Source organism: Poseidonibacter lekithochrous (assembly GCF_013283835.1).
GTDB classification, from domain to species: Bacteria; Campylobacterota; Campylobacteria; order Campylobacterales; family Arcobacteraceae; genus Poseidonibacter; species Poseidonibacter lekithochrous.
This window is the reverse complement of record NZ_CP054052.1, coordinates 1,424,833-1,445,243: the sequence shown is the minus strand read 5'-3', so window position 1 is coordinate 1,445,243 and position 20,411 is coordinate 1,424,833. Positions and strand designations below refer to the sequence as shown.

Genomic DNA, 20,411 nt, shown 5'->3' with positions numbered 1-20,411 from the left:
ATTATAAAATGAGTTTTACTAATGTCATATTATCAACAGAACTACTTTGATAAATAAATCCTAATCTTTTTAATAATTCTTTTACAACAAAAAATTCCAAGTCAAATTTATTATAAATTTGGTACATTGGTAATTCTTCTCTAAATTTAATGTTAATTACTGTCTTTTCATTCTCATCTAAATACGCAAAATCAATATAAACTTTTTGTGTTTCCTCTTTTGAATCAATTATCCAATGAGTAAAAATAAATAAAAATACTAATAAACTTAATGAGAATTCATTTTCATAGTTATTTACTCTTATATTCTTTTCATTTTTTTTATAGTTTAAAACAATATTATGTTTCATCATTTGAGGAGTTACAAATTCTAATATTTTTTCAAAAGCAGAATTTACATTAAATTCATTTTTTGATACAGAATTTTTAAAACAATCATTTAAATTTGTTAAGGTATTAGAAATAGTGCCGATTGCTTTTTCTATTTTGTTATTAGTTTCAGTAATATCTTCATGATCTAATTTTGATAACTCTGATTTAATTTCTAAGTTTACTAAATTTGTAGCAATTAAATTTAGAGGTTGTTTCCATTGATGCTCTAAAGGTCTTAGAAGTTTTCCTTTTACAATCATCTTATAACTCTCATATAAAGTTTGAATTCGCTCTTCGCTATATAAGTTTATTTTTGATAAAACATCATTTGATTCCAAAGGTTTAATTAAATAGTCAAATTTTTCTAATCTCAATCCTTTAATTAGAGTATTTAGGTTTACATCTTCAAAAATATAAATAATATTTACAAAAGAAGAAATATTCTGAGTTTGACAATTTTTAATATAATTTATCTTTCTTTTTTCTTTTCCTAGTAATTCAATAAATATAAAATCTAAACTTACAAAATCTATTTTTTCTAAGTTTTTAGTGTATTCTCTAAAAGTTATATATTGAATATCAATATTAATCTCTCTAAAAAAATCTCTAATATTTTCTTCACCATATTTTTCTTGGCTAACAAATAATATATTCATCAAAAATCCTTTGAGTAATTATAGAAAAAAATTGTGGCAAAAAGAAGACACTTTTGAAATTTATACGATTATTAATATTATTTTCTATAATTATTTGTTATTATTAAGTTATTTATTTATAAAGGTAGTTATTATGCAAATGAAAGAATTAGCTATATTACTTAAAAATATCTCCATATTATATGTAGAAGATGATTATGATACTCGAGAAGAAATGACAAAAATTCTTTTAGAAGTTTCAGATAATATAACAGTAGCAACAAGTGGCTCAGAAGCATTAGAGTACTACTATGAAAAAACTCCACAGATAATTATTTCAGATATTGCAATGCCAAATTTAAATGGAATAGAATTTATAAGAAAAGTTAGAAATGAAAATATACAAATTCCAATAATCTTACTTACAGCACATGCAGATGTTGATTATTTATTACCTGCTGCAAACTTAAATATTCAATCATATATAGTAAAGCCTATTAATATTAGACAATTAAAAGAAGTACTTTTTAATGCTGTTGAGATTTTAAATATAAACTCTAATATATATGTAAAAATAACACATTCTCTTAAATATGATAAAACTAATTCAGAAATTCTATCTTTAGATGACAAAAAAATAAAATTAAACAGAAAAGAAAAAAACCTTATTGATTTATTACTTGCAAATCAAAACAGGGTTGTAACATACTCAGAAATAGAACAACACGTTTGGATGCAATTCGATGAAGTAATGACGAGTATGGCACTTCGAACTGTCGTTAAAAACTTAAGAAAGAAGATCTCTACTGATTTTATTAGAAATATATCAGGACAAGGATATAAACTAATAATCGCATAATTTCTCTTCTGGAAAAAACTCTCAAAATAATAATTTTAATAAACACAATTTTGCCACATAATTCATTTAACATTTCAAAATAAGCTATTTTATTTTTTAAAAAAAGGATTTATCATGGCAAAAACAATTTTATTAGTAGATGATGCTAGTTTAATTAGAAGTGTCTCTTCAAAAGCTGCAATCGAAGCAGGTTATAACGTAGTTTTAGCAACTGATGGTAGTGAAGGCTTAGAAAAAATCAAACAACATGAAATTGATATTGTATTTAGTGATGTAAATATGCCTAATATGGGTGGACTAGAAATGGTTGCAGAAATCAAAAAAGATCCTGCATACAAATTTTTACCTATTGTTATGTTGACAACTGAATCTAAAGATGACTTAAAAGCAAAAGGAAAAGCATTAGGTGTTAAAGCTTGGTTAGTAAAACCTTTTAATAAAGCTAAATTTCTTATTGCCCTTGAAAAGCTTCTAGGATAAAACATGAAACTTGAAAATAATAACTTCACAATATATGAAGTAGAAGAAATTAAAAAAGATTTTTCAAAACTTTTAGAACAAGACAAAGTTGTACTTGACCTTGAGAATATAACAAAAATTGATATGAGTGCAATGCAACTTTTAATTGCTTTAAAAAAAAGTTGTGAAGAATCAAAAAAAGAATTTGAAATTAAAAATCTCAAACAAGAAGTATTATCTTCTTTTGAGATAACAGGAATCGCTTACGTTTTAGGAGTATAAAATGGAAGAAGAACTAACACTTTTTTATGAAGATGCAACTGAACAATTACAACTAATGGAAAATGCATTATTAGATGCAAAAGATGGAACTGATGATATTGAAAAAATCGGGGAAATATTTCGTGCAATGCATACAATTAAGGGTACTGCTGGAATGTTTGAATTTGATAACATTGTTAGCTTTACTCATATTGCTGAGAATTTATTAGATGATGTAAGATGCGGTAATACAAAATTAGATGCAACATTATCTTCTTTATTTATGAATGTAAAAGACAATACTCAAAATATGGTGGAATGTTGTGTAAATAATCAAGATTTTTCAGAGGAATTAACAAGTCAAACACAGAATCTACAAATTGAATTATCATCATTTTTAAATGAACCAATTACTATTGATAATCAAATAATAGAAGTTGAAGAAAAAGCTGTAAGTAATGAAGATGAATTATTATGGCATATCTCACTTAGATTTGATGAAGACTTTTTTAATTCGGGAATGGACATTATTTCAATTTTTAGATTCTTTAACAAAATGGGTGAAATATTAATTAATATACCAATTACATCTTCTATTCCAAATTTAGAAAATATTAATTGTTTTAAAACATATATTGGTTTTGAATTTGATTTTGAATCAGATTGTTCTAAGGATGACATCTTAGAAATATTTGAATTTGTTGAAGATGATGTAGATTTATTTGTATTTAAACACAATGATATTGATTCTTTATTGACACTTCTTACACATAGAGAAAATGAAAATTTAAAAGAAGTATTAATCGAAAACTGCTCATATAATGAAGAATCATTTGAAATAAAACAAACACCTGCTATTCAAGAAGAGATAAAACAAGAAATTATTGAAGTGAAAACTCCTAGTACTCAAGTAACAATTAACAATGAAACAATTAAAGAAGAATCAAAAGCAAATCCTGAAATTACTAATAAGTCTTTTTCATTAAGAGTTGATTCTTCAAAGGTTGATTTATTAATTAATAAAATGGGTGAAATGGTAATTCAAAATGCAAAACTTATGCAAATTGCAGAACAAAATGCTGACGAGGATTTAGAAGAAGTATCAGAAGGCATTTCATTATTACTTGAAGAAATAAGAGAAGCTGTAATGAATATTAGAATGGTTCAAGTAAAAGATTCCTTTGTAAAGTTTAAAAGAATTGTAAATGATACAGCCAAAAAATTAGGTAAAGATATTGATTTTATTATTGAAGGTGGGGATACAGAACTTGATAAAAGTGTAGTTGAAAAACTAAGTGATCCACTAGTTCATATGCTTAGAAACTCAATCGATCATGGTGTTGAAATGCCTGAGGTTAGAGAACAAAAAGGTAAAAAAGCAAAAGGAACAGTATATTTACGAGCATATCCTGATTCAGGAAGTATTATTATCGAAATTCAAGATGATGGAGCAGGTATAAATAAAAATATTGTTTTACAAAAAGCCATCGAAAATGGAGTTGTTGATAAAAATCATAAATTAAGTGATAAACAAATATATAAATTAATATTTGAAGCTGGATTATCAACAGCATCAGAAGTATCAGATATTTCTGGTCGTGGCGTAGGAATGGATGTTGTAAAAAGAAATATTGAAGAGTTAAGAGGTGTAATTGATGTTGATAGTAGTGAGAATAAAGGGAGTAAAATTACAATACGTTTACCTTTAACACTCGCAATTATTGATGGTTTCTTAGTTCAAGCAGGTGAAACAAAATATATTATTCCCTTAGATTTAATAAGTGAATGTATGGAATTAACTCCTGAATGTCAAACTAGCATAGAAGGTTCTAGCACTATTAATGTAAGAGGTGAAGTCTTACCTCTTTTAGATATCCGCTCCTTTTATAATGAAAAAGTCATAAAGGAAATACGAAAAAATGTTGTGATAGTTAAATATGGTAATTACAAAGTTGGTCTTCAAGTTGATGAATTATTTGGTGGACAACAAACTGTAATTAAACCCCTTGGTGAGATATTTGAAAACGTGCCAGGGATTAGTGGAGGATCGATTCTTGGTACAGGTGATGTAGCATTAATTTTTGATATTCCAAGATTATTAGAATATCGAATCAAACAAGGAGAATGATATGAACTTAGAAATTAATACAGGTAATGAAATCGAAATTACTGAAAAAGATATGATTGTAAGTACTACAGATAAAAAAGGAACAATCATTTATGCAAATGATATTTTTTGTGACATTGCTGGGTACAAAAGATCAGAAGTAATTGGTCAGCCTCATAATATGATTAGACATCCACAAATGCCTAAAGCTATATTCAAACTCCTTTGGAACAGGGTTCTAAATGGCGAAGTTATTTATGCTTTTGTTAAAAATATTGCAAGAAATGGGGATTATTATTGGGTTAAAGCCTATGTAAAACCTATTATTGTTAATGGGGAAGTTGTAAAAATAACTTCATATAGAAAACCATTAAATAGTTTTGCAAAAGATTATATAACAAAGCTTTATAACACTTTATTAGAGTATGAAAAAACTCATTCAGTAGATGAATCATTACAATTTGTTCAAGCTTATTTGAAAGAAAGAAACTTAACTTATGATCAATTTATTGATAGATTATCATTAGAAAAAAGTGTTGAAAATATTGCTATACGAAATATTGATTATAACAAAGAGAGAAATACACATTTAATATTTAAAGAGTATCTAAATAGTTGTATTAAAAATGGACAGATTCAGGAGTTAGAGGATAAAAAACATAGTGTATATAAATTCAGAGAAATCTTTGAAAATATGAAGAATGAAAGTTTCACAAGCGATGAAGCATGGATTCAGCTAGTTCAAAATCATTCTAAATTTCATGCAAGTGTTGATAAATATATACAAAAAGCAAAAGAAAATGAAAATATGAGTTCTTTTAAAAATATGGCAGAAGATTTGAGTTGTGACATAAATAATATGTTTAATAATCTAACAATCATCAGAGATAAATATTAGGAGTCTATCATGGAAAAGATAAGAAAAACAAGAGAACAGCGAATTGCTGGGAATGAGAATTTAACACTTATTGAAGAATCATTAAAAAGTTTATCTCAAGGTGAATTTGATTTTCAAGAGCTTGAATGTGAAGATGAAAGTTTAAATAATATTTGTAACTATATAAATGAGATTAAATCACAATTATCTTATTCACTACAAAGCTCAACAACTTTAGTAGATCAAGTATCACAAGGTGAAGTTGATGAGAGAATTGATACTTTAAGTCTAAGTGGTTCATATGCAGTGTTAATGGAAAATAATAACTATACAGTTGATCTAACAGTAAGTGCATTTAGAGATTTAGGAGAGACAGTTGAAAAACTAGCAAATGGTGATATGAGCGCAAGAATTACTAGCGAGTACCTTGGAAGTTTAGGTTATTTCAAACAAATTGTAAATAACTTAGGTGAAAGCCTAATGGAACTAGTTATTGATACAGAAATGATTGATGAAGCAATTGATGCAGGTGAGCTTGGTCTTAGAGTTGATACTAGTAAGTATCAAAATGATTTTATTAAAATACATACTGCTACTAACAAAATTATAGATAATATTGAATTATTTATAAGTGATGTTAATAGTAATCTTTCAATGATGCAAGAAGGTGATTTTTCACAAAGAATTGAGAATGAATATACAGGTCAATTCAAATATACAAAAGATAGTATCAATACATTTGCCAATAATGTACAAATGACTTTAAATGATATTAATGAGAGTTTATTAAAAATCAAAGATGGAGATTTTGATGCTCAAATTGTAAAAAACTATAAAGGTACTTTTGAAATTAGTAAAAATTCAATTAATGAACTGGTTTATATTTTAGGAAATATTATTACAGAAATCAAAGAGATTCTAGGAAAAATGAGTAATGGTAATTTACTTGCAAAAATTGAGATAGAACTACCTGGTGACTTTAATGCTATCAAACTAAATATAAATGAGTTTGTTGATAACTTAACACAAATGGTAGAAAAAATTAGAACTAATGCTTCTGAAATGGGAGTTGCCTCAAGTGAAGTAAATAAAACTTCACAAACTCTATCTTTAGGAGCTGAGCAACAAGAAAGCTCACTTGGACAAACAACAGCAGCCGTTGAGCAACTAAATGGTGCAATTGATGAGAATACAAAAAATGCTAATGAAACAAATGGTATTGCAACAGAAGCTTCACAAATGGCGAAAAAAGGTGGAGAGGCTGTATCTCAGACAGTTGAATCTATGCAAATTATTGCAGATAGAATTATAATTATTGAGGATATTGTATATCAAACAAATCTTCTTGCATTAAATGCAGCTATTGAAGCAGCAAGAGCTGGAGAGCATGGAAAAGGTTTTGCAGTAGTAGCAGCAGAGGTGCGAAAACTAGCTAAAAGGTCTCAAGTAGCAGCAAAAGAGATTAGTAGTATTACAAAAAGTAGTGTTAAAGTAAGTGAAGAAGCTGGTGAACTTATTAACTCACTAGTTCCAAAAATTGAGAGAACTGCACATTTAATCCAAAGTATTTCAAATGCTAGTAATGAACAAAGTAAAGGGATCGAACAAATTAGCCATGCAATGGTTCAATTAGATGGTGTAACACAAAGTAATTCTACAAGTGCACAAGAGTTATCAAGTGCAGCAGAAGAGCTTGATGGACAATCAAATGGATTAGTAAAACTAATGGAGTTCTTCAAAACTTCAAATATTAATAACAATGCTATTTTAACTCCAAACTCATTGGATTCACAATTAGAAGAAACAATGGATTTAAGAGAGTTTAGTAGATTGTAATAGGACTTAATCATGTATGATGAACAAGAAGAAGAACTTATTAATAATACAGGGGAACAGTATTTTTTGTTTCTAAGTAACAATGATTTATATGCTTTACCTGTATTAATAGTTAGAGAAATTGTTGAATATCAAGATATTACAAAGGTACCAAAACTTAACTCCTATGTAAAAGGTGTTACAAATATTAGAGGAAATATAGTTGCAGTAATTGATTTATTAGATAGGTTTGAAGTACAAGAGACACAAGTTCTAGATCGTACTTCTTTTGCAATTGTACAAGTAAATCAAAATAGCAAAGTTCATGATATTGCAATAATGATTGATGAAATTTATGAAGTAGATGGATTAGATGAAAACAGTCTTTGTGATACACCTTTATTTGGAACTAAAATTGATACAAAATTTATAAAAAATATTGCTAAATATAATGATAAAGAAGTTTGTATTATTAATCATGAAGAGGTTTTAAAAATCTCAGAACTATCTGCTATAAAGGATTAGTTATGGATGCTACAAGTTATGAAAGTGAATATGATTATCTAGATGAAGAAGAAATTGATATAGTAAAACTTGTATCTACAAATGCAAATGATGCAAATCAATATCTACTTTTTCATGGGAAAGATGAACAATATTATGCTAAAAATGTATCAAAAATTGAAGAGATTGTAGTTTTCAAAACTCTTACAATGGTTAGAAACTATGATGACAATCTTATTGTTGGAGTAGCTGATGTAAGAGGAGAAATGCTAAGTTTAGTTAGTTTTGATTGCTGGTTAGGCGTTGGTGACTTTAATGAAAATGATACTGAATTTGTAATTATTGTAAATTATGGTGGTGAAAAATTTGGTTTACTTGTAAAAAATGTTGAATATATTACTACAATTGAACCAAACATGATGCAATCAACTACAAGTGGAAATTCAAAATCTACGTTTACTACAAAAATTGCACTTAATAATAGTGAACATTTATGTACTATTATTGATTCAGACAAACTACTTTTTGATACTTTTGAAGATCAAAATGAATCTTCTTTAAATGATTTACAAAATATAAAATCCATAGATAACCAAAAAATGGTTCTTCTTGCTGATGATAGTAAGTTAATTCAAAATCTACTAAAAAAAGTATGTTTAGAATTAAATCTCAATTACAAAATTTTAAGTAATGGAGAACAATTATTAAATGAGATAGACAAATATACACAAGAAGAAATAGGTTTAGTTGTAACAGATGTTGAAATGCCAATAATTGGTGGAAAAGAAGTAATAAAAAAAGTTAGAAATGAAGCTAAATATGATGAGTTAAATATTCTAGTTCATACTAATATGGCAAATGACATTATGAGAAATGAGTTAATGACACTAGGTGCAAATGAAATTGTTTGTAAAGTAGATATTCAGTCATTAAGTATGGCAATTAAAAAATACATAAAGTAAAATTATGTTTAATATATCCCTAAAAAACAGCGAATTTGCCATTATCAAAAAATTAGTTTTTAATGAAATTGGAATTACTTTAAATGATTCAAAAAAAGATATGGTTCAAACAAGATTATTTAAAAGATTGAACTATTATCAAATAAAAGATTTTTCTCATTATTTAAAAATAGTTCAATTATCAAAATTTGAAAAATCACAATTTTTAAATCAAATAAGTACAAATGAAACATATTTCTTTAGAGAAACGGCTCATTTTGATTTTTTAGAACAACTTGCAAAAAAATCAAAAAGTTTAAGGGTTTGGAGTGCAGCAGCATCATTTGGAGCAGAAGCCTATTCTATATCAATGGTTTTAGATTCTAATTTATTCAATTGGGAAGTTGTTGGAACAGATATAAATACTCATGTTTTAGATATTGCAAGATTAGGATTATATCAAGTAGCTCTATTAGAAAAGATTCCTAAGAAATATCAAGAAAAATATTGTCTAATAGGAAGACAACAATATGAAGGAAAAATGTTAGTAGATAGAAAACTACAGTTTCAGACTAATTTTTTAGAAAATAACTTAATGATCAAAAATGATGAACTAGGAAAATTTGATGTTATTTTTTTAAGAAATGTTTTAATCTATTTTACAGAAGAAACAAAAAACAAGGTAATTAAAAACATTCTTCATAACCTAAAAAAAGGTGGTTATTTAATAGTTGGAATGACTGACTATTTTCATAGTGAAGAATTCAAGACATTACAATATGTAAAAGATTCTATTTATAAAAAGGTTTAATTATGTTTGAACAAGAAAAAATAAACTTAAAATTTATTGCGAAAAATAAAAATTTATTACTATTTGGAGAAGATAACCTTAAACATTTAAATGGTTTATTTAATATGTTTAATGACATTTTAATTCAAGAATCTACACCTTATACTCTAAGTAATTTAAATACAACAATATTAAATAACAATATTGATGTAATAATCATTAATTCCAAAGAGAATAAAGAAGAAATTTGTTTATATCTTCTTGAAATTTTGAAGTATGAAGATATAAAAGTTTTATACTGTCAGAATGAAGAGGAAGAAGTTCACTTTGAAATGTTAAATCTTTCAAATACATCTTTTACAAAGAGTATAAATGAAGAACTTCTAAGTTATAAAATGTACTCACTATTACAAGAAAAAGCTTTTGATGAAACAAAAACATTAGAAGATACAAGTAATACATATGTTGACTCTTTTGAAATTCAAATAATTTTCATTAGAGATGAGCTTCATCATTTATCTAAAATAATAGATGAAGGTGATATATCAGAAGGCAATATACATAAAGTAAAACAGTCAATAAACAGAATAAATAAAATTTTTGAAAACTATCTAATGTATTCAAAAAAAATCAAAAACTCTATGAAATATTTCGCTGCAATGCTTAATAAAGTAGATTTAAAAAAGGCTTCTGTTGATAATATTGAAAGTTTTACTTATCTATCTCGAATTATTGAAGATATAGCAATATTCTTAGATAATTATTTTATTAAACGTAACTTTACTGATCTTTACGTGGTTGAGGATTCTTTGGAGAATTCATTAAAATTTCTTAAAAATTCTTTTAAAGCAAAAGAAACAAGTACTGATGACAGTAGTCTGGAGTTTTTTGAATGATAAAAGTATTTATAATTGATGATTCTATGATTGTTAGGAATGCATTAAATAAAATCTTACAATATGAACAAAACATCAAAGTAATTGGTGAATCAGCCAATCCAGTAGATGCTTTTGAAATCTTCAAAAAAGTAGGACTACCTGATGTGTTTATATTAGATATAGAAATGCCAAAAATGGATGGTTTAACATTTTTAAAGCAAATTAATAAACAAAAACATATTCCTGTTATTATTTGCTCAACTTTAGTTAGTGATGGTTCAAGTTCTGCTATTGATTCCCTTAGACTTGGGGCTTTAGATATTATCTTAAAACCAAAACTAAATTTAAAAGACTTTTTTAATGAACAAAAAGAAGAAATTATACGTGCAATTTATTCAGCTTCAAAAGCGACAGTAAAATATACACCAAATATTATTGAAAAAAAAGATCTAAGTAAAAATAGTATTGGAAATAAATCTTCTAAAAAGTTTGTTGTTATTGGCTCAAGTACTGGTGGGGTTCAAATTCTAGAAGAGATAATATCAAAACTAAAAGAGAACCATATTGGTATAGTAATCACACAACATATGCCTGAGGGTTTTACGGCATCTTTTGCAACAAGATTAAACAAAATCACTAATTCAAATGTAGTAGAATCAAAAGATGATGAATCAATTGATCTTAATAAAGTAATTATTTCAAAAGGTGGTATTCACACTGAAATCATAAAAAAAGGAGATGAGTATTTTACAGTTCTAAAAGATTACCCAAAAATCAATAGTCATAAGCCAAGTGCTAATGCATTATTTAAATCTGTATCAAAAATAAAACCTCAAGAGATTACAGCATTTATATTAACTGGAATGGGTGATGATGGTGCTTTAGGTATAAAAAAATTAAAAGAAATGGGATATAACACTTATGGGCAAGATGAAGAAAGTTGTATTGTATACGGTATGTCAAATATTGCTAATCAAATTGGTGGAGTAAACAAAGAAGTATCCACTAATGAGATAATAAAAATTATAAACTCTTTAGAAGGATAAACAATGAAAACAGATGTGAATTTATTAATAAAACTAGCAAAAGGTAAAAAAGTACTTTTAATAGAAGATGATGAGCAGATTCTAGAAATTTTTAAAGTTGCACTAGAAACATACTTTTCTCTTGTAAAGACAGCAGCAGATGGCAAAGAAGCTTGGGATTTATTTCGAAAAGAACATTTTGATTTAATTGTAAGTGATATACAAATGCCAAACACCAATGGCATCATGTTAAGTAAAGGTATTAAAGCCCATACTCCTGAGCAAAATATATTAATTACATCTGCATATACAGATGAAAAATATTTATTAGAATTAATAGATATAGGAGTTGATGGTTTTTTAAAGAAACCTATTAGTACTTCAAATCTGAAAAATACAATTACCAAAATACTAAAAAAAATCCAATCAAAAAAAGAACTAGAAAGAGTAAAATTTAATACTTATGTAAAACAGATCTCAAAAAGAACAATTGATGAAACTAGAAAAAGCCCTACTCAAGTAAAAATTGAACAAGACATAGAACAAAATGCAAAAGTATCAGTAAAAGAGTTCTTAGAAAAAATCAAAATTGAAGATCCTGAGAGTTATTACTTTTTTGAAAATCAAAAAGAAATATTAATGGATACATTATATGATATGAGTGATAATTTTGATAGTTTTGTTTATAAAGAGTACAAAGAAGAGGAACATTTAGAAGAGTTAATTAATGACATTCATAAACTGCACTCTACTCTTAGTTATTTTGATAGAGTTGAAAAAGTTACATCAGAAGTGCTAAGACTTGCTGAAGTTTTAGATGATATTAAACTAGATGATATTAATTATGGAACTAAAGAAGAAGCATTTAGTATTTTAGAGTTTTTAATTAATGATATAAAACAATATATCTTAGATATGTTTATGGAAGAGAATGTTCAAGACGTAAACTATTTTCATGATTCATATAGAGAAAATATCACCTTCTTTGAAAATACAATAAATCAGAAAGAAAAAGAAGATGATAATGATTTAGAATTCTTTTAGGATTTCAGAGTAAATCATTTTTGATTTGCTCTCCCCAGTCTTCTAATCTTTTTTGAGTTAATTCTTCTTGGTTTACCTCATCAATTAATAATCCAACAAACATTCCATCTACTAGAGAGTCAGTTTCATCAAATTCATAACCATCTGTAGAAGTTTGTCCAACTAATTTTGCATCTTTTAGTTTTTCATAAAAAAATGAAACACCACCAGCAAAAGAGTCAGGATAAGAATCTTGATCGCCAAGTCCTAATAAGGCAACAGTTTTATTGGAAAAATCAATGTTGTCAAACTCATTATAAAGTTCATCCCAATCAGGTTGTAATTCACCAACTCCAGAAGTAGAGCTTGCAAGTATTAAACTATCATAGTTTTCAATATCAGAAATTGAAGCATCTACTACTTCAATTAAGTCTACATTATCTTCACCTAAAAGCTTAACTAATCTTTTAGATACATCTTCACAAGTTCCACCCTCTGTAGCATAAAATAATCCAATCTTTTTCATCATTAATCCTTTGTGCCAAAAAATATCTATTTTTTAAGAGATTCAACTAGTGTAACTTCTCCGTTTAATTCATTATTATGAATAAAAACAAAGTCAGTTTTTTTAGCTGCTTGATGACATCCAATACATCCAGGGAATTTACCAACAATTGCTTGTTTTTTTGGAGTTTTATCTAAAGTTCCATCAGCTTTATATTTTGCCCAGAACCAATCTCCATTTTTAGGATCAAAGCCATCTTTTTTAATCATTACTGTAATTGCTTTTAAGTATAAGTCTCTATTAGCTTCTACTTTTTCAATAGTAATACCAGCTCCACCGTAATTTCTTTTTAATAAGACTCTTTTTCCATCAATTTTACCTTCTAAGACTTCTCTTACTCCACCATGAGGAGGCGGTCCTAAATATAGGTTTGATGCTGTAGAGTTAAATTTACCATCTTCTAATTTTTGCCATAAATATTTTGAATATTCAATGTCTTTTTCTCCACCAAATGCAGCTTGCATTTTCATTTCTGCAAATAATGAGGTAGAAGATAAAATAAATATAAATGCTATTAAACTAATTATACTTTTTTTCATAACATCCTCCTTATTCATATACTCAGTATAAAACTTTAATGTTTATTACTTGTGTAGTTTTAAATAATAATTAAAGAAGAAAGAGTAAAATAAAACAACTCATAAAATATAGGTTATATCATGCTAGGGAATACTCACGAAACAGTAAATACAGTATCACAATTAATACAATTAGCCGTTGCTCCAGTTTTTTTATTAGCAGGTGTTGCTGGATTACTTAATGTTTTTACAGGAAGATTATCAAGAATTATTGACAAGTTAGAGAAAATAGATAATTATGTAGCAAATCAAAAAACTCCTGAGGCTATAGAAAAAGCAGAAGAGAAACTCTCAGAGAGAAGAAGATTTCTTACTATGAGAATGCAAAATACAAATTATGCTATTTTCTTTTGTACAACAACTGGATTATTAATAGCTCTTGTTATTGTAACAATGTTTCTTAGTTCTCTTTTTGATTTTAAGGATTCTATATTTATTGCCACTTTATTTATAATTGCAATGATATCTTTTATTATGTCATTACTTCTATTTTTAAGAGAGATATATTATACAACCTCTTTTATTAAAAGTAAAAAGGCAACTTTAAAAAAAGAATTATGATATTCAATAATATCATTTAAATCAATTTTCACTATAATCTGTTCTGAAATTAACATAGGAAATAAAATGCAATATATTGAGAAATCAAATAAATCTGTACAAGAAGTAGTTGATACTATTTTAGCTACTGTACCAAACTATAAATTTGGAGTTTTACATATTCATAATGTAAAAGAAACATTAAAATCAAAAGGTGTCGACTTCAATAAAGAGTGTCAAATCTTAGATATTTGTAATCCAGCTTATGCTAAGCAGTTTTTAGAAACAGATATGTCTTTATCTGTAATTATGCCATGTAAGATTTCAGTATATACAGATGAGGGACTAACTACAATTGCTATGAACTCATTAGTACAATTAGTTGACGATATTAATCCTGATTTAATTGAATTAGCTCAAGAAGTTCAAGAAATCTTACTTAATATAATTGAAGAAGTTAAATAAATCTAATTTGATACTTTTTTAATACCTTTGTATTATATAATCCGCAAAATTTATATAATACAAGGATTAAATACACAATGACAAATATCTCAACAGATGAACATGAACTTATAATGATAGCTCAAAGAACAAATGATATTGAACTTTTAAAAAAACTAAGTAGAAGCCAATATACAAATGTAAGAAGAGTTGTATCAAAAAATAGTAAAACTCCAAAAGAGATAATAGATAAATTAGCTTACGATCCTGTTCAAAATGTATCTTATACAGCTTTGATGAATTATAAGTGTTCAATTAAAAGAGATATGAGTGTATTTGTTCAAAAATGTGTTTTATGCTCAAAAAATGAAGCCACTTATAAAACAGAATGTAGGAAGTGTAGTTAGGAATGATTGAAGCTATTTTATTACTATTCTTACTTCTTAATCTAATTAGTATAATCATATATACTTTTAAAATTGGAATCTCTCCAATGCCAAGCTCTTTTAAATCACGTTTACAAATTTTGAATTTATTAAAAGATAGTTCAAATAATAATATCATTGATTTAGGCAGTGGATTTGGGATACTTAGTATATTCTTAGCTTCAAGATTACCTGATAAAAATATTATTGCTTATGAATTATCATTAGTTCCTTGGGCAATATCTATAATATTAAAAAAAGTACTAAATATAAAAAACCTACATATATATAGAAAGAACTATTTAAAAGAAGATTTACATAACTCGATATTAGTATGTTACTTATTCCCAAAAGGAATGGAGTTATTAGAAGATAAACTTTTTGATGACTGTATAAATACACAAATAATAAGCAATACTTTTGCCTTTAGAAACATAAAAGCAAGAGACATTATATATATAGAGGATATTTATAAAACACCAATATATACATATAAAACATAAAATTACAAGCTAAAAAACTTAGCTTGTAACTCTTTCTTCTTCTATTAGTGTTTCTATATAATTACACATAGCACTATTATCATTACAATCATCTATATAATTAGGTTTAATTAAACCTTTTAATTCTTTATAATTTTCAGATACAAAATTCCAATTTATTAGTTTAAACCAATTTTCTAAATACTCAGGTCTTAGGTTTCTATAATCAATATAATAAGCATGTTCCCATACATCACATACTAATAAAGGTTTTAATCCTAATTCCATTGGTGTTTTAGCATTATCACTTGTGATGATTTTGAGTTTTCCCATATCATCAGAAACTAACCATACCCATCCTGAGCCAAAATGCCCAATTGCTTTTTTAATAAACTCTTTTTTAAAATCTTCCATTAATCCAAAATATTGAGTAATAGACTGTTCTAATTCTAAAGATAGTTTTGTATTTTTAGATGTTAGACCATTCCAGAAAAAATCATGATTATATATTTGTGCAGCATTATTAAATATTGCTCCATCTGCTTTTTTAATGATTTCTTTTATACTCATATTTTCAAAGTCTGTATCTATTATTAATTCATTTAATTTATTTACATATGTTTGGTGATGTTTATCATGATGAAACATTAATGTCTCTTTAGACATAAAAGGTTCAAGATCATCATAACCAAATGGTAATTTCATTAATTCATGTTTCATAATAAATCCTTTATTATCTCTTTATAATAAGTTTAATGCAATATGTTTAAAAAGAATATAAGTATTTTAAATTAGTTTTTTTGTAGAATAAACTTTTACACAAATAAAAATTAATAATATAGGACTATTTAATGAAAGAATTTGATCCCGTAGCTTATAAGAAGATGGTAAGAGAATATCAAGAAAATGATGATCCAACTGGCTGGTTTGATTCTATTTATCAAGATGCACAAGGAGATTACAAAGCAGTATTTTGGGCTGACTTAGAACCTAGTCCATATTTAGTAGATTGGTTAGAAAAGAACCCCAATAAAAAAACAGACAAAAAAGCAATAGTTATTGGTTGTGGTGTTGGGGATGATGCTGAAGCACTAAGTACATTTGGTTACGAAGTTACAGCATTTGATATTTCACAAACTGCTATTGATTTATGTGAAAATAGATATCCAAATTCTAAAGTCAATTATTTAGTTGCGGATTTATTTGATTATCCAAAAGAATGGTCTGAGAATTTCGACTTAGTTTATGAATGTAATACAATTCAAGTTTTACCAGGTAAATATAGAGTACAAGCAAGAAAATCAATTTCTAATTTATTATGTAAAAATGCATTTGTTTTAGTTTCTTGTAGAAGTAGAAAGCAAAATGAGAAAGAAAATGAGATACCTTTACCTTTAAATAAAGAGGAAATTGATAAATTTATTACAGAAGATAAACTAAAAGAATGTAGTTTTTTAGCTTATGATGATAATCAAACACCAAGTGTTCCTCATTTTTTTGCAATTTATCAAAAGATTTAATAATAATTCTTCATATAATTGTAAAGCAATTTTGCTATAAAAGTAGCTTCTAGGTAGCAAAAACAGTGTTTTTTCGTAATATTTCAAAAATATTATCAAATTTATTGAAATTTTGGCGCCTAAGGGTGTACATCAAAGTAAAATTTTGTTATGATATTGGCAATTGAAAGATGATTGGAGTTTCATCTTAGGAATATGTTTGTTGAACCACAACAGTATAACTACCTATAGAATACGCTCAATTTATATTTTGACACAAGCTTTATTTATGATAAAGTAATTTTTACAATAAAAGGAATTTGCATGGCAGATTTAAATAACGGAACTGTTAAATGGTTCAATGATGAAAAAGGTTTTGGTTTTATCCAACCAGAAGATGGAAGCAAAGATGTATTCGTACATTTCAAACAAGTTAACAGAAGTGGTTACGGTAGAGTTTCATTAGCTGAAGGTCAAAAAGTATCTTACGAAGTAGAAGATGGTCAAAAAGGTCCTCAAGCTACTAACGTTACTGCTTTATAATAAGCACTTTTTTCTAAAAGAGGGAGAAGATTTATCTTCTCCCTTTTTTTATGCCCAAAATTTACTAACTACTACTCTTAACCACAATTTTAACACTTAATTTTATTATTCTTTAATTCTACCAATTCATAATATAAGGCTTAATATGAAAAAAAGAACTATAGGAATGTGGATTTACCAAAACGGTGGTGGAAAAGAAATTGAAAACCAACTAAGAAACAAACTACTTGAACGAGAAATAGATTCAATTACAGGTGTAGATTTAAATAAAGCAATTGTAAGTAATGGATCCATATTATGTGACACTTATGGCAATTGTAATTATGATTTAAAAAGTAGTATTGATCTATTTTTTTCTTATAATGCGGGTGAGCAAACTCCTTATCAAACTTATCTTTATCAAGCCCTAGATAAATTAATGCCAACTATTAATAACTATGAAGCATTTATGCTAACAGAAGATAAATTTCAAACATCATTTTTATTAAAAAACAATGGTATAGCAACTGCTGATTATGAATTTTTTCATAAAGACAATCATTTACATTTAGAGACTATTATGGATAAATGGTCAAGTTTAGTATGTAAACCTCTTAATGGATGGGGTGGTCAAGGTCTTACAAAAATTGATCATAATTCTGATATTTTACTTCTAAAGAAAAGTCTAGAACAATTAGATTTAACAAAAGTATATATAGAAAAACTTATTGACTATGATAATACAGATTATAGAGTAGATATAGTTGATGGAAATTATATAGCTTGTTATGGACGTAAAGCAAAAAAAGGTGATTGGAAAACAAATATTACAAGTGGGGGTTCAATTTTTTTAAGAGAACCAGAAGACGATGTAATAAACCTTGCACTTAAAGCTGCAAAAATCACAGGTTTAGAAATTGCCGGTGTTGATATATTATATGATAGAGAAAAAGAACAATATGTTGTTTTAGAAGTAAATGGTATCCCAGCTTTTGCAACACAAGAACAAGAATCTTTAGGGCTTAGTTTTAATGATAAAAAAATCCAACATATAGTTGAATTAATAGATCACAAAACTTCATTAAATATATAATTATTATACTAGTTATATTTTTTGATATTTATCTAATATTCACTCATAAAAAAATTGCTTTATATATGCAATTAGATACAATAGCAAAAATTAACTAGGATTAGATTGAATTTCAAACAAATAAGCATAGCTATATATGCAACTTACCTAACAAATAAATATGGATTTAAACTAAAAAAAGCAAGAAATGAAGAAGAAAAAATAAAATTAAGATATGAATATGCAACAATCTTACTTTCAAAATTAAATATTACTATTGATGTTATAAATAAAGAAAAAATACCAAAAGATGGGCAGTACTTACTAGTATCAAATCACAGAAGTATACTTGACCCACTTATTGTAGAAGTAGCTCTTCAAGACTCAAATATAACTGGTTCTTGGGTTGCAAAAAAAGAGCTATATAACTCTTTCTTTTTTGGAGCCTTCACTAGAAATGCAGGTTCAATTTTACTTGATAGAGAAGCTTCTAATATGTCAAAATTCTTCAAAGATACAAAAGAAGTAGTTAAACAAGGAAAATCCATTTATATTTTTCCAGAAGGAACAAGAAATAAAACAGATAATGTAATTGGGGAATTTAAAGAAGGTTCACGAATTATAGCCTTAAAAAATAGACTTCCCCTTCTTCCTGTATTTATAAAAAGTAATGCACATGATGTTTTAAAAGAAGCAATTATAAATAGAACAGAAAATTTAAGTATTCAAATTGAGATTGGTGATATTATTGAGTATAAAGATAAAACACCTTTAGAAGAAAACTATAAAAATAGATTTAATATAAAATAGAAGGTAGTAAAATACTACCTTTTATATAAATCTATTTAACTTCTTCGTATAAATAAAAAGTAGCTTTTCCAGATAAAGAATCATAATTATCTCCACCTTTTGTAGTGTAAGTATTTATGATATCTCTAGCACTTGAAAAAGATGATGCTGTATCAATAACTTTTTTACTATCTTTTCCAGTTATTAAAGATTTATCTTGTCCTTTTTTAAACTTAACAGCTCTTTGAACATCAGTAAATGTGATTTTTATAATATCAATATTTCTTTTTACATCAATTCTAGCTTTTTTACTTTCATCTTCAAATCTTAGAATTCTATTTCCATTTGAAGAGATTTTCATTGTTGTAGCAGATTCAACATTATCTACTTTTTCTAATAAAATGTATTCTTTACCATTTATAGAAATTTCGTTGTCATTTATTCTAGTAATCTCTTTGATTACCGTTTTTTTCCCTTTTGCCAAGGTTTCTCCTAATAATATTTTTATAGTGATTTCGTTTTTTCATAATGAAATTAATGATAGATAATTAATAAAATGAATATAACAGATGGAAGTTTATTCCATAAAAGTAAAGGAATTTTATCTGAATAATACTCTTATTGCAAGGATTTAATTTTCGATGAATTAATTTATATAGTATTTTTTAGTATACTACAAAATATATTTTAAATTATAAAGAAAGATAACAATGTACAATCCAATATCATGTGATTTCTTTGATCAACTAAATGTTGCAATGCAAAGAAAAATACCATCAACAATAATCTATTTAGAAAATGAAACTAATGAAGAACAGTTTACTTTAGAAGGTATAGTTAAAACTATGGAAGTAGTAGATGGAAAAGAGTTTTTAGTATTAGAAACAAAAGAAAAAGTTAGACTTGATTTAGTTATCAAATTTAATGGTAGAAGACATAGAGAAGACTAA

At 26.4% G+C, this 20,411-nt stretch carries 26 protein-coding genes; 21 read left to right on the top strand and 5 right to left on the bottom strand.

Annotation, left to right across the window (positions count from 1 at the left end; genetic code table 11):
* Position 1: 1 nt before the first annotated feature.
* Positions 2-1,027: a sensor histidine kinase gene (locus ALEK_RS07025; RefSeq protein WP_071625867.1), complete on the bottom strand. Its 1,026-nt coding sequence runs from the start codon at positions 1,025-1,027 to the stop codon at positions 2-4.
* 133 nt (positions 1,028-1,160) lie between these two features.
* On the opposite strand from ALEK_RS07025, the gene ALEK_RS07020 reads away from it, so the two are divergent.
* The 12 genes from ALEK_RS07020 (at position 1,161) to ALEK_RS06965 (ending at position 12,566) form a co-directional block, all read left to right on the top strand.
* Positions 1,161-1,865: a response regulator transcription factor gene (locus ALEK_RS07020; RefSeq protein ID WP_071625868.1), complete on the top strand. Its 705-nt coding sequence runs from the start codon at positions 1,161-1,163 to the stop codon at positions 1,863-1,865.
* 114 nt (positions 1,866-1,979) lie between these two features.
* The gene (locus tag ALEK_RS07015; RefSeq protein ID WP_071625869.1) at positions 1,980-2,345 is read left to right on the top strand and encodes a response regulator; all 366 of its coding nucleotides are present in this window, start codon (positions 1,980-1,982) and stop codon (positions 2,343-2,345) included.
* A gap of 3 nt (positions 2,346-2,348) precedes the next feature.
* Positions 2,349-2,606 carry an STAS domain-containing protein gene (locus tag ALEK_RS07010; protein ID WP_071625870.1) on the top strand — a complete coding sequence of 86 codons (258 nt, stop codon included), beginning with the start codon at positions 2,349-2,351 and terminating at the stop codon, positions 2,604-2,606.
* Between the two features lies 1 nt (position 2,607).
* A complete protein-coding gene (locus tag ALEK_RS07005) occupies positions 2,608-4,713 on the top strand; it encodes a chemotaxis protein CheA (protein ID WP_071625871.1) in 2,106 nt (701 codons plus the stop codon).
* A gap of 1 nt (position 4,714) precedes the next feature.
* The gene (locus ALEK_RS07000; protein ID WP_071625872.1) at positions 4,715-5,590 is read left to right on the top strand and encodes a PAS domain-containing protein; all 876 of its coding nucleotides are present in this window, start codon (positions 4,715-4,717) and stop codon (positions 5,588-5,590) included.
* A 9-nt stretch (positions 5,591-5,599) separates the two neighbouring features.
* Entirely contained in the window at positions 5,600-7,405 is a 1,806-nt protein-coding gene (locus ALEK_RS06995; protein ID WP_071625873.1) for a methyl-accepting chemotaxis protein, read from the top strand.
* A gap of 12 nt (positions 7,406-7,417) precedes the next feature.
* Positions 7,418-7,909 carry a chemotaxis protein CheW gene (locus ALEK_RS06990; protein WP_071625874.1) on the top strand — a complete coding sequence of 164 codons (492 nt, stop codon included), beginning with the start codon at positions 7,418-7,420 and terminating at the stop codon, positions 7,907-7,909.
* Positions 7,910-7,911: 2 nt separating this feature from the next.
* Entirely contained in the window at positions 7,912-8,850 is a 939-nt protein-coding gene (locus tag ALEK_RS06985; RefSeq protein ID WP_071625875.1) for a chemotaxis protein CheV, read from the top strand.
* A gap of 4 nt (positions 8,851-8,854) precedes the next feature.
* A complete protein-coding gene (locus ALEK_RS06980) occupies positions 8,855-9,640 on the top strand; it encodes a CheR family methyltransferase (RefSeq protein WP_071625876.1) in 786 nt (261 codons plus the stop codon).
* Positions 9,641-9,642: 2 nt separating this feature from the next.
* Positions 9,643-10,515 carry a hypothetical protein gene (locus ALEK_RS06975; protein WP_071625877.1) on the top strand — a complete coding sequence of 291 codons (873 nt, stop codon included), beginning with the start codon at positions 9,643-9,645 and terminating at the stop codon, positions 10,513-10,515.
* On the top strand, positions 10,512-11,543 hold the full coding sequence (gene cheB / locus ALEK_RS06970) for a chemotaxis-specific protein-glutamate methyltransferase CheB (protein ID WP_071625878.1): 1,032 nt from the start codon (positions 10,512-10,514) through the stop codon (positions 11,541-11,543). The genes ALEK_RS06975 and cheB overlap by 4 nt, the downstream gene beginning before the upstream one ends.
* 3 nt (positions 11,544-11,546) lie before the next feature.
* Positions 11,547-12,566: a response regulator gene (locus ALEK_RS06965; protein WP_071625879.1), complete on the top strand. Its 1,020-nt coding sequence runs from the start codon at positions 11,547-11,549 to the stop codon at positions 12,564-12,566.
* A 4-nt stretch (positions 12,567-12,570) separates the two neighbouring features.
* On the opposite strand, the gene ALEK_RS06960 is transcribed toward ALEK_RS06965, so the two are convergent.
* A complete protein-coding gene (locus tag ALEK_RS06960; RefSeq protein ID WP_071625880.1) occupies positions 12,571-13,071 on the bottom strand; it encodes a flavodoxin in 501 nt (166 codons plus the stop codon).
* A gap of 26 nt (positions 13,072-13,097) precedes the next feature.
* Positions 13,098-13,649 carry a cytochrome P460 family protein gene (locus tag ALEK_RS06955; protein WP_071625881.1) on the bottom strand — a complete coding sequence of 184 codons (552 nt, stop codon included), beginning with the start codon at positions 13,647-13,649 and terminating at the stop codon, positions 13,098-13,100.
* A 120-nt stretch (positions 13,650-13,769) separates the two neighbouring features.
* On the opposite strand from ALEK_RS06955, the gene ALEK_RS06950 reads away from it, so the two are divergent.
* The 4 genes from ALEK_RS06950 (at position 13,770) to ALEK_RS06935 (ending at position 15,600) form a co-directional block, all read left to right on the top strand.
* The gene (locus ALEK_RS06950; protein WP_071625882.1) at positions 13,770-14,249 is read left to right on the top strand and encodes a DUF2721 domain-containing protein; all 480 of its coding nucleotides are present in this window, start codon (positions 13,770-13,772) and stop codon (positions 14,247-14,249) included.
* A gap of 66 nt (positions 14,250-14,315) precedes the next feature.
* Entirely contained in the window at positions 14,316-14,693 is a 378-nt protein-coding gene (locus ALEK_RS06945) for a DUF302 domain-containing protein (protein ID WP_071625883.1), read from the top strand.
* Between the two features lie 77 nt (positions 14,694-14,770).
* The gene (locus ALEK_RS06940; protein ID WP_071625884.1) at positions 14,771-15,079 is read left to right on the top strand and encodes a hypothetical protein; all 309 of its coding nucleotides are present in this window, start codon (positions 14,771-14,773) and stop codon (positions 15,077-15,079) included.
* Between the two features lie 2 nt (positions 15,080-15,081).
* On the top strand, positions 15,082-15,600 hold the full coding sequence (locus tag ALEK_RS06935; RefSeq protein ID WP_071625885.1) for a class I SAM-dependent methyltransferase: 519 nt from the start codon (positions 15,082-15,084) through the stop codon (positions 15,598-15,600).
* Between the two features lie 18 nt (positions 15,601-15,618).
* On the opposite strand, the gene ALEK_RS06930 is transcribed toward ALEK_RS06935, so the two are convergent.
* Entirely contained in the window at positions 15,619-16,299 is a 681-nt protein-coding gene (locus ALEK_RS06930) for a superoxide dismutase (RefSeq protein ID WP_071625886.1), read from the bottom strand.
* Between the two features lie 131 nt (positions 16,300-16,430).
* Here ALEK_RS06930 and ALEK_RS06925 point away from each other — a divergent pair, with 131 nt between their 5' ends.
* The 4 genes from ALEK_RS06925 to ALEK_RS06910 all read left to right on the top strand — a co-directional run bounded on the left by ALEK_RS06925 (position 16,431) and on the right by ALEK_RS06910 (position 19,482).
* Positions 16,431-17,099: a class I SAM-dependent methyltransferase gene (locus ALEK_RS06925; RefSeq protein ID WP_071625887.1), complete on the top strand. Its 669-nt coding sequence runs from the start codon at positions 16,431-16,433 to the stop codon at positions 17,097-17,099.
* A gap of 303 nt (positions 17,100-17,402) precedes the next feature.
* Complete coding sequence (locus ALEK_RS06920; protein WP_071625888.1) at positions 17,403-17,621, top strand: cold-shock protein; 219 nt, start codon at positions 17,403-17,405, stop codon at positions 17,619-17,621.
* A 145-nt stretch (positions 17,622-17,766) separates the two neighbouring features.
* The gene (locus ALEK_RS06915; RefSeq protein ID WP_071625889.1) at positions 17,767-18,693 is read left to right on the top strand and encodes an ATP-grasp domain-containing protein; all 927 of its coding nucleotides are present in this window, start codon (positions 17,767-17,769) and stop codon (positions 18,691-18,693) included.
* Between the two features lie 105 nt (positions 18,694-18,798).
* Positions 18,799-19,482: a lysophospholipid acyltransferase family protein gene (locus ALEK_RS06910; protein ID WP_071625890.1), complete on the top strand. Its 684-nt coding sequence runs from the start codon at positions 18,799-18,801 to the stop codon at positions 19,480-19,482.
* Positions 19,483-19,513: 31 nt separating this feature from the next.
* On the opposite strand, the gene ALEK_RS06905 is transcribed toward ALEK_RS06910, so the two are convergent.
* On the bottom strand, positions 19,514-19,945 hold the full coding sequence (locus ALEK_RS06905; protein ID WP_071625891.1) for a hypothetical protein: 432 nt from the start codon (positions 19,943-19,945) through the stop codon (positions 19,514-19,516).
* 226 nt (positions 19,946-20,171) lie between these two features.
* Here ALEK_RS06905 and ALEK_RS06900 point away from each other — a divergent pair, with 226 nt between their 5' ends.
* Positions 20,172-20,411 (top strand): transcriptional antiterminator Rof, encoded by a 240-nt coding sequence (locus ALEK_RS06900; protein ID WP_071625892.1) that lies wholly within the window; start codon positions 20,172-20,174, stop codon positions 20,409-20,411.

Excerpts from the sequence above, each read along its gene's own strand:
- ALEK_RS06950 (WP_071625882.1), top strand. The coding sequence starts at position 13,770 with ATGCTAGGGAATACTCACGAAACAGTAAATACAGTATCACAATTAATA.
- ALEK_RS07010 (WP_071625870.1), top strand. The coding sequence starts at position 2,349 with ATGAAACTTGAAAATAATAACTTCACAATATATGAAGTAGAAGAAATT.
- ALEK_RS07005 (WP_071625871.1), top strand. The coding sequence starts at position 2,608 with ATGGAAGAAGAACTAACACTTTTTTATGAAGATGCAACTGAACAATTA.
- ALEK_RS07025 (WP_071625867.1), bottom strand. The coding sequence starts at position 1,027 with ATGAATATATTATTTGTTAGCCAAGAAAAATATGGTGAAGAAAATATT.
- ALEK_RS06965 (WP_071625879.1), top strand. The coding sequence starts at position 11,547 with ATGAAAACAGATGTGAATTTATTAATAAAACTAGCAAAAGGTAAAAAA.
- ALEK_RS06920 (WP_071625888.1), top strand. The coding sequence starts at position 17,403 with ATGGCAGATTTAAATAACGGAACTGTTAAATGGTTCAATGATGAAAAA.
- ALEK_RS06925 (WP_071625887.1), top strand. The coding sequence starts at position 16,431 with ATGAAAGAATTTGATCCCGTAGCTTATAAGAAGATGGTAAGAGAATAT.
- ALEK_RS06990 (WP_071625874.1), top strand. The coding sequence starts at position 7,418 with ATGTATGATGAACAAGAAGAAGAACTTATTAATAATACAGGGGAACAG.
- cheB (WP_071625878.1), top strand. The coding sequence starts at position 10,512 with ATGATAAAAGTATTTATAATTGATGATTCTATGATTGTTAGGAATGCA.
- ALEK_RS06955 (WP_071625881.1), bottom strand. The coding sequence starts at position 13,649 with ATGAAAAAAAGTATAATTAGTTTAATAGCATTTATATTTATTTTATCT.
- ALEK_RS07015 (WP_071625869.1), top strand. The coding sequence starts at position 1,980 with ATGGCAAAAACAATTTTATTAGTAGATGATGCTAGTTTAATTAGAAGT.
- ALEK_RS07000 (WP_071625872.1), top strand. The coding sequence starts at position 4,715 with ATGAACTTAGAAATTAATACAGGTAATGAAATCGAAATTACTGAAAAA.
- ALEK_RS06915 (WP_071625889.1), top strand. The coding sequence starts at position 17,767 with ATGAAAAAAAGAACTATAGGAATGTGGATTTACCAAAACGGTGGTGGA.
- ALEK_RS06980 (WP_071625876.1), top strand. The coding sequence starts at position 8,855 with ATGTTTAATATATCCCTAAAAAACAGCGAATTTGCCATTATCAAAAAA.
- ALEK_RS06975 (WP_071625877.1), top strand. The coding sequence starts at position 9,643 with ATGTTTGAACAAGAAAAAATAAACTTAAAATTTATTGCGAAAAATAAA.
- ALEK_RS06945 (WP_071625883.1), top strand. The coding sequence starts at position 14,316 with ATGCAATATATTGAGAAATCAAATAAATCTGTACAAGAAGTAGTTGAT.
- ALEK_RS06940 (WP_071625884.1), top strand. The coding sequence starts at position 14,771 with ATGACAAATATCTCAACAGATGAACATGAACTTATAATGATAGCTCAA.
- ALEK_RS07020 (WP_071625868.1), top strand. The coding sequence starts at position 1,161 with ATGCAAATGAAAGAATTAGCTATATTACTTAAAAATATCTCCATATTA.
- ALEK_RS06930 (WP_071625886.1), bottom strand. The coding sequence starts at position 16,299 with ATGAAACATGAATTAATGAAATTACCATTTGGTTATGATGATCTTGAA.
- ALEK_RS06960 (WP_071625880.1), bottom strand. The coding sequence starts at position 13,071 with ATGAAAAAGATTGGATTATTTTATGCTACAGAGGGTGGAACTTGTGAA.
- ALEK_RS06995 (WP_071625873.1), top strand. The coding sequence starts at position 5,600 with ATGGAAAAGATAAGAAAAACAAGAGAACAGCGAATTGCTGGGAATGAG.
- ALEK_RS06935 (WP_071625885.1), top strand. The coding sequence starts at position 15,082 with ATGATTGAAGCTATTTTATTACTATTCTTACTTCTTAATCTAATTAGT.
- ALEK_RS06985 (WP_071625875.1), top strand. The coding sequence starts at position 7,912 with ATGGATGCTACAAGTTATGAAAGTGAATATGATTATCTAGATGAAGAA.
- ALEK_RS06900 (WP_071625892.1), top strand. The coding sequence starts at position 20,172 with ATGTACAATCCAATATCATGTGATTTCTTTGATCAACTAAATGTTGCA.